Source organism: Craurococcus roseus, from assembly GCF_039523795.1.
Classification (GTDB): domain Bacteria; phylum Pseudomonadota; class Alphaproteobacteria; order Acetobacterales; family Acetobacteraceae; genus Craurococcus; species Craurococcus roseus.
The window spans coordinates 1-8,564 of record NZ_BAAAFZ010000090.1 but is presented as its reverse complement, the minus strand read 5'-3'; the positions used below and the strand labels follow the sequence as shown (position 1 = coordinate 8,564).

At 73.2% G+C, this 8,564-nt stretch carries 3 protein-coding genes; 1 reads left to right on the top strand and 2 read right to left on the bottom strand.

The features are described from left to right. Positions 1–28 precede the first annotated feature (28 nt). A complete protein-coding gene (gene ftsY, locus ABD067_RS23300) occupies positions 29–937 on the top strand; it encodes a signal recognition particle-docking protein FtsY (RefSeq protein WP_343897804.1) in 909 nt (302 codons plus the stop codon). A 26-nt stretch (positions 938–963) separates the two neighbouring features. Here ftsY and ABD067_RS23295 read toward each other — a convergent pair whose 3' ends face one another. Beyond that, entirely contained in the window at positions 964–3,510 is a 2,547-nt protein-coding gene (locus ABD067_RS23295) for a DUF4214 domain-containing protein (RefSeq protein WP_343897803.1), read from the bottom strand. A 191-nt stretch (positions 3,511–3,701) separates the two neighbouring features. After that, complete coding sequence (locus ABD067_RS26570; protein ID WP_343897802.1) at positions 3,702–7,832, bottom strand: DUF4214 domain-containing protein; 4,131 nt, start codon at positions 7,830–7,832, stop codon at positions 3,702–3,704. Positions 7,833–8,564: the final 732 nt, after the last annotated feature.

The window sequence follows — 8,564 nt, the reverse complement described above, 5'->3', positions numbered from 1 at the left end:
CGAACCGGCCGGACGCGGCGGCGGCTGGCTGTCGCGCCTGCGCGGCGGCCTCGCGCGCAGCACCGCGCGCCTGACCGACAGCGTCACCTCCCTGTTCCGCAAGCGCCGGCTCGACGACGAGGCGCTGGAAGAGCTGGAAGAAACGCTGATCTCCGCCGACCTCGGCCTGCCCGCCGCGCAGCGCATCGTGGAAGGCTTCCGCCGCACCCGCTTCGGCAAGGAGGTCACGGACGAGGAGGTGAAGGCCGCGCTCGCCGACGAGATCGCCGCCATCCTCCAACCGGTCGCGCTGCCCATGGAGATCGAGCCGGACCGCGCCCCCCATGTCGTGCTGGTGGTCGGCGTCAACGGCACCGGCAAGACCACCACCATCGCCAAGCTCGGCCAGCAGTACCGCGAGCAGGGCCTGTCCTGCGCCTTCGTCGCCGGCGACACCTTCCGCGCCGCCGCCGTGGAGCAGCTCCAGATCTGGGGCGAGCGCACCGGCTGCGCCGTCCACGCGCCGCCCAAGCCCGGCGCCGACGCCGCCGGCCTCGCCTTCGACGCGCTCAAGGCGGCGAAGGAAGCCGGCACGCGAGTCCTGCTCGTGGACACCGCCGGCCGCCTGCACAACAAGGCGGCGCTGATGGAGGAGCTGCGCAAGGTCGTCCGCGTGCTGAAGCGCCAGGACGAGTCGGCGCCGCATTCCGTGCTGCTGGTGCTGGACGCCACCACCGGCCAGAACGCCGTGCAGCAGGTGCGCGTGTTCAAGGAAATGGTCGCGGTGACGGGCCTCGCCGTCACCAAGCTCGACGGCAGCGCCAAGGGCGGCGTGGTGGTGGCGCTGGCGGCGGAGTTCGGCCTGCCCGTCCACATGGTGGGCGTGGGCGAGACGGCGGCCGACCTCCGCCCCTTCGAGGCGCGGGACTTCGCGCGGGGGTTGGTGGGGCTGGAATAGCCCCGACCCCGCCAACCCTCCGGCGTTCAGACGAACACTATGCCGTACTCGGTCCGGGCCTCGCCGCCGATGGTCGGGGCGGTGAGGGCGACGTGCTCCGGGCTCTCGGAGAAGGCGAGCACCACCGAGGACCGGGGCTCGCCGTTGTTGAGCGCCGCCGTCCAAAAGTCGAGCCCGGCCTGGTCGGCCGGCCGGTCCAGCGTGTTCACGTACAAGGCGTTGGCGAAGCCGCGGTTGTCCAGCGCCCCGTACTTGGCCTGGAACTCGGCGCTGCCCGTGAAGGAGTCCGCCATGCCGTTGAGCGAGGCTTCGCCGCTCTCCATGCCGTTCTTCCAGAAGCCCAGGCCCGCCGCGTCGGGCGCGCGGCCGAGCACGGTGTCGTACATGCGCGCCACTTGCGCCGCGGCCTCGTTGCGGTCCCAAATGCCGTTCTGCACCAGCGCCGCGGTGCCGGCCTGGTTCTCCGGGCTTTCGGCGAAGGCGGCGAGCACGTCGGCGCGGGTGCCCGTTCCGCTTTCGAGCGCGCCCACCCAGAAGGCGCGGCCCTCCGCCTCGCCGGCGCGGCCCAGCACGTTGAGGTAAAGCTGGTCCACGAAGGCGCCGTTGCCCGCCGTCGCCCCGCCGAAGCGGGCCTGGAACTCGGGCGAGGACAGGAAGCCGGAAGCCAAGGTGGACAGCGGCTCGCCGTTCTGCACCGCGGCGGCCCAGAAATTGAGGCCGGACTGGTCGGGCAGGCGGTCCAGCGCCGCCTCGTACAGCCGGGCCACCTTCGCCGCCGGGTCGTAGGGCGCGAAAGCCAACCGGCCGTCCAGGAAGCGGACCTCCTCGACGCCTTGCAGGAGCATCGCGTCCGCGCCCTTGGTGATGAGGACGCTGCCGTCCGCCTGCACCGCGACCTGCGCGCCGCGGAAACCCATGTCGAGCCGCTCGACCTTGTCGTGCCCGAAAGAGCCGTCGTAGGAGAAGCGACCGGCCTGCGCGGTGAAGACGTCGTCGCCGCCGGTGCCGGGCACGAAGGTGGCGTCGTCGTCCACGATGGTGGCGGCGGCGCCCGGCACGGCGAGGCCGATGCCCGCCGACGGGTCCGACAGCAGCACCGCGAAGGCTTCGTTCCACTCCACGGCTGCATCGCCCGCGACGTTGACCGTGATGGTCTTGCTGGTCTCGCCGGGCGCGAAGGTGAGCGTCCCGCCCGGCAGCGCACCGCCGGCGAAGTCCGCCGCCGCGGCCTTGCTCGCGCCCGCGCCCTCCACCTGCCACCGCACGGTCTGCGCGGTGGCCACCCTCGCGTCGAGGGTGACGGTGAAGGTGAAGGCGGTCGTGGCGGCCGCGGCCCCTTCGGCCTGCGCGGGCTGGTTCGCCACGATGTTCACCGCGCTGACCGGCGCCGGGAAGGCGAAGGTCTTGAGGAACACGTCGGTGTCGGCCGTGGCGCCGGCACCCGTTTTGTCGCTCCACGTCACGGCGAAGCCGCCGGAGGCGAGGCCCACCACCGACGGGCCGTACTCGTAGCCGGCGGTGTCGGCGTTGATGCGGAACTCGGCGCCGGCCTTGGCGCCGTTCTCCAGGTAGCGCTGGGCGTAGATGTCGGCGGCGTCGGCGCCGATGCCGCTCCAGGACACGAGGAAGCCGCGGTCCGACAGCTCGGTGACGTCCACCGACCCGTTGATGTCGGCCTTGAACGCGGCGTTGACCTGGAACTGCCCGCCATTGGCGCTGCCGTCGGCCCAGTACCGCTGGGCGAAGATATCGTAGTTGTTGGCGCCCGCCACCTCGTTGCCGACCCAAGCCACCAGGTAGCCGCCGTCGGGGAGGGCGGAAACGGTCGGCCGGAGTTGGTCCCCGGCGGTCGCGGTGTTCACGACGAACTCTCTGCCGACCGCCGCGCTGGTGGCCGAATACTGCTGGGCGTAGATCTCCGGCCCGGCGGCGCCGGGGCCGCTCCAGGTCACGACGAAGCCGCCGCCCGCGAGGCCCGCCGCCTTGGGCGAGCCCTGGTCGCCGGCCAAGCCGCTGTTGACCACGAACTCGCCGCCGGCCGGGCTGCTGTCCGGGTTGAAGCGCTGCGCGCGGACCTCGACGCTGCCGTTGTTTCCGGGGCCGACCCAGGTGGCGACGAAGCCGCCGCCCGCAAGGGCGGTGATCGTCGGCAGGTCGTGGAAGCCGTTGCTCGTGCTGACGGTGAACTCGCCGTTGATCGGGGCGCCGTTCCTGTCGAAGCGCTGCGCCACGACGTTCGGGCTCTCGGTGCCCGGTCCGAGCCAGGACACGACATAGCCGCCGTCGGCGAGGCCGGTGACGGTCGGGCCGTGCTCGAAGCCGGTCGCGGTGGTGTTGGAGCCGGCCGCGTTGGTGTTGACGCGCCTTTCCACGCCCACCGCGGCGCCGGCCGCCGAGTAGCGCTGCACGTAGATGTCGTAGAGCGCCGAGCCGGGCGTTTCGCTGCCGGCCCATGCGACGACGTAGCCGCCATCGGACAGGGTTGTGATCGAGGAACCGTACTGGTCGCCCGCGAGGGTGCTGTTGGCGCGGAACTCCGGCGCGGTCTGCACGGGTGTGGGGTAGAGCGGCAAGGCGCTGGCTCCTTCGAAGCTGGACGGTCCGGCGCCGGCCCCGGGTCTACCGGCGGTGTGCCGTTCCGGAGGCCGTTTGTTCGCCGTTCGCACCAAACGGCGCGGCACGATCCAGGTTCGAAACAAACTTTTGTCATTCGCGCGCCGCGACGGGTTTCGACGCGCTCCGGCGCTCGCGTTCGGGGGAGGCGCTACCGCTTCGCGGAGGAGCGGAGTCGCGCCTGGGCCCAGCCGGCCCCGCGCCGGCCAGCGCCGCCCCGGGGCACGTCTGCCGAAACGCCGGGGAGGCGGACCGCCGCGCCACCGGGTCGCGCAATCGGCACGGGGATCGGCGAGGCCGGAGCGGCTCCGGCCCCCGTTGCCGCCCCGGCGTTCAGGCGAACAGGATGCCGAACTCCGCCGACGCCTCGCCGCCGATGCCCTTCTCCGTGAGCGCGACATGCTCCGCGCTTTCGGAAAAGGCCAGCACCACCTCGGACCGCGCCACGCCAGCGCCGAGCCGGCCCGTCCAGAACTCGAGTCCGACCTGGTCGGCCGGCCGGTCCAACGTGTTCGCGTAGAGCGCCTCGACGAAGCCGTCGTCGCCCAGCGCCCCGTGCTTGGCCCGGAACTCCGCGCCGCCGGCGAACGCGTCGGCCACCTGACCCAGCGAAACGGCGCCGCGCTCCAACGCGCCCCTTCCAAAACGCGAGCCCCTCCGCGTCCGTCAGGCGGCCGAACGCCGCGTCGTAGAGCCGCGCCACCTCCATCGCTTCCTCGCTGCGGTCCCAGATGCCGCTACGCACTAGGTCGGAGGTGGCGGCCCTGTTCTCGGGACCCTCCGAAAACGCGGCGAGGACGTCGGCGCGGGTCGCGGCGCCCGTGTCGAGCCGGTCCACCCAGAAGGCGCGCCCCTCGGCGTCGCCGGCGCGGCCGAGCGCGTTCTGGTACAGGCGGTCCACGAAGGCGCCGTCGTCCGTGCCGGCGCCGCCGAAGCGCGCCTGGAACTCCGTCGAGCCGAGGAAGGCCCGCGCCAATTCGGCCAAAGGCTGGCCGTCCCGCACGGCGTCGATCCAGACGTTGAGCCCGCCCTGGTCCGGTAGCCGGTCCAGCGCCGCCTCGTACAAGCGCAGCACCTTCGCCGCCGGGTCGTCCGCGTCGAACACCAAGCGCCCGTCGGCGAAGCGCACCTCCTCGACGCCGCGCAGGACCGCCGCGTCGCCGCCGTGGGTCAGGACGCAACTCCCGTCGGTTCCCGCCGTCGCGTGGGCGCCGCGGAAGCCCGCGCCGCCGAAGTCCAGCGAGTCGTGGCCGCCCAAGCCCTCGTAGGCGGCGCGGCCGGGCACCTTGGCGAAGCTGTCGTCGAGCGCCGTGCCGCGGACCACGGGCATGTTCGGCGGGGCCGGCGGCACGGCGTCGTCGTTGAGGATGGCAGCGGACGCGGACGCCACGCCGAGCGCCAGCCCGGAGGACGCGTCCGACAGCGCCACGGCGAAGCGCTCGTCGGCCTCGACCGCGGCGTCGCCCGCGACCGCGACCGTGACGGCCTTGCTGGTCTCGCCGGGGGCGAAGACCAGCGTGCCCGAGGGCAACGCCCCGCCCACGAAGTCGGCGGCGGTGGCGGGATCAGCGCCGGCGCCGGCCACCTGCCAACGCACGCTCTGCTGGGCGTCGGAGGCGGCGTCCATGCGGACGGTGAAGGTGAAGGCGGTCGTGCCGGCGTCGCTTTCGGCCTTCGCGGCGTCGTCGGCCGAGACGTGGACGGTGCCGGCCGGGCCCGGCGCGGAGAAGACCCGGGCCAGGACGTCTGTGGCGCCGGCGGCGTCGGCGCCGTCCCAGGCGACGACGAAGCCGCCGCCGGGCAGGGCCGCGACCGAGGGCGCCTGCGGCCCCCCGCCGGTGGCGGCGGTGACGCGGAACTCCCCGCCCGCGGCGGCGCCGTCCGCCGCGAAGCGCCGGGCGACGATGTCCCGGTCGATCAGGCCCGCGCTGCCCACAGGTTCGGAGTTCACCCAGGACACCACGAAGCCGCCGTCCGCGAGCCCGGTGACCGCCGGCTGCCAGTTCATGCCTAGGCTGGATTCTCGGACGCGGAACTCGCCGCCCGTGGCGGCGCCGTCTTCCCCGTAGCGCTGGGCGAAGACGTCCGCGCGCCGATTGCCCGTGTTGCTGTCCCACGACACGACGAAGCCGCCGTCCGCCAGGGCGGCGACGTCCGGCCGCGAGGCATTGCCGGGGGTCGTGGCGTTGACGCGGAACTCGCCGCCCGCGGCGGCGCCGTCCGCCGCGAAGCGCTGGGCGAGGACGCCGCGGCCGCTGGAGTACCAAGAGAGGACGAAGCCGCCGTCCGCGAGGCCGGCGACCGACGGGGAGTACTCGTTGCCTGCGGCGGCGGAGCCGGAGTGGAACTCGCCGCCCGCGGCCGAGCCGTCCGCCGCGAAGCGCCGGGCGAAGACGTCGCGTGTGCCGTCGGCGTCGTAGAGGACCCAGGACGCCACGAAGCCGCCGTCGGCGAGGGCGGCGACCTTCGGCCCGTACTGGTCCCCGGAGGGCGTGGCGTCGACGCGGAACTCCCCGCCCGCGGCGGCGCCGTCCGCCGCGAAGCGCCGGGCGAAGATGTCGCGTGTGCCGTCGGCGCCGGTGCCGGTCCAGGACACCACGAAGCCGCCGTCAGGAAGGGCGGCGACGCTCGGCGCGTTCTGGTCCCCGAGGGCGGTGGCGTTGACGCCGAACTCGCCGTCCGTCGCTCGGCCGTCGGCGGCGAAGCGCTGGGCGAAGACGTCGTAAGTGCCGTCGGCGGTCCGGCCCGTCCAAGCCGTGACAAAGCCGCCGTCCGCGAAAGCGGCCACCGACGGCCCGCTCTGGTAGTCCGCGGTGGTGGCGTTGACGCGGAACTCCGAGCCGGTGGGTACCGGTGTGCGATCGGGAGGCAAATCGCCCCGCACGACCGGCGGGTCGTTGTCTGCTATCGTCGCGCCAGCGCCGGAGGTGGCGAGGAACAGGCCCGCCGACGCATCGGAGAGCCGGACCGTGAAGCCTTCGTCCGCCTCGACCAGCGCGTCGCTGGCGACCCGCACGGTGACGGTTTTCCTCGTCTCCCCAGCGGCGAAGCTGAGCGTGCCGGAGGGCAGGACGCCGCCCTCGAAGTCGGCCGCGTCGGCGGCGTGGCCGCCGCTGCCTTCCACCCGCCACGCCACGTTCTGCGCTGAGGAGAACGCTGTGTTGAGGGTCACGTCGACGGTGAATTCCGTCACGCCGGTGTCGCCCTCGACCTGCGAAGGCACGCCCGCCGCGACGGCGGCCCAACCCGCCCAACCCGTCCAGTCGTCGTCGGGCCGCACGGGGTGGACCCGGAACTCCTCGCCGTCTGGGGCGCCGTCCGCCGTGAAGCGCCGGGCGTAGTGGAGGTAGCGGCCGGACCCCGAAGGATCGAAGATCATCCAGGTGACCAAAAGGCCGCCGTCCGCGAGGGCTGTGGCACCTTGGAAAAGCTCGCCGTCGCTGACCGCGTCGTGGACGCGGAACCCGTCGCCGAGAGGCGTGCCGTCCGCCGCGTACCGCCGCGCGAAAATGTCGTAGGTGTCGTGCTGCGGAAAACGGGAAGCCTCGGCGGACTCTTGCCAGACGATGGCGAAACCGCCGTTCGGAAGGGCGACGGCCTTCGCGAACAACTGGTCGCCGGCGGGCGCGGTGTGGACAGGGAAACTGTCGCCGACGGGGGTGCCGTCCGCGGCGTAGCGCCGGGCGAGAACGCCGTGGTTACCGGACACCGACCGGTCGGAGGTGTGGCAAAGGAGGACGAAGCCGCCGTCCGCCAAGACGGTGACTTGCACCCCGCTCAACAGCGCGTCAGGGGCGTCGCTGACGCGGAGATCGGCGTCGGTCGGAACGCCGTCGGGACCGTACCGCCGGGCATGCACGACGAGGCCACTGGCGACCGCCGGATCGTCGCTCGGCCACGCGATCAGGAAGCCGCCGTCCGCGAGGGCGGCAACCGCCGATCCTCCTGGTTGGTCGTCGTGGATGCGGAACCCGTCGCCGAGGGCGGTCCCGTCCGCGGCGTAGCGCCGGGCGAAAAAGCCGGACCCTTGCCCGTCGGACCGCGCGGGATCGATGCTGCTCCAGGCGACGAGGAAGCCGCCGTCGGCCAGCGCGGCGACGCGCGGGGAGATCTGACTCCTCTCCGGCGCGTCATGGACGCGGAACTCGGCCCCGGCGAGTTTTCCTTCCGCGTCGTAGCGCTGCGCGTAGATGTCGTATTTGGTGCTGTGCCTCCCGTCGCCGGGCTTCCAAGGTTCCTGGCGTTGCCAAACGACGACGAAGCCGCCGCCGGCGAGGGGCACCGCCCCTTACATGAAGCGGGCCTCGGTCGTGACGGCATCGAGGCGGAACGCCAGCCCGGTCGGCACCGGCGTGGGATCGAGGGGCAAGGCGTTGATTCCTTGTAAGGCCACGCGTCCGGTCCGCGGCGCGCACCGCGGAACGGCACCCCGGACGCGATTCGTCACCGGCGCCATCCAACCCCGTCTATGGTGCCAATACGAAACAAGGGGCGGTGACACGCCGCTCTTCTTGCTTCATGCCTCCGTTACGTGCGGACGAACGTGAGCGGCGCATGGCTCAGCTGGGCGCCGAGGCCAGGGCCGTCGCGCGAGCGCCGATGGGGCCGGTCGCCGCCGCCATGGGTGCGCGCCGGGACCACGCACGGCCATGACGCTGCCCCCGTGGCGTGCGAGGCAGCCCGTGCCGGCCGGCAAGGAGTCGGGAGTGCGCCGTCCTTCCGCGGCGCCCTCCGACCGACGGAGGCGACACCGGCCGCGTCCCTCGCCGCAGCGCGTCGCCGACACCGCCCGCCACGCGCCACAAGACGGCGCCTGTGGCTCGGTCCAGATCGGCGCGACCGATCCTCTTGCGCCGTCAAGCATCGCCGTCCGACCAAACTATTGTTCATGCTATGTTCTTACGCTTCGCCGGTGTGACCGACGCGCCATGCCCCTCCGCGACCCAGCCGACCACCCGCCCGACTGCCCGTTCCGCTCCCCGCCGGAGCACCGCCTGCCCCGGTGCCGCTACTC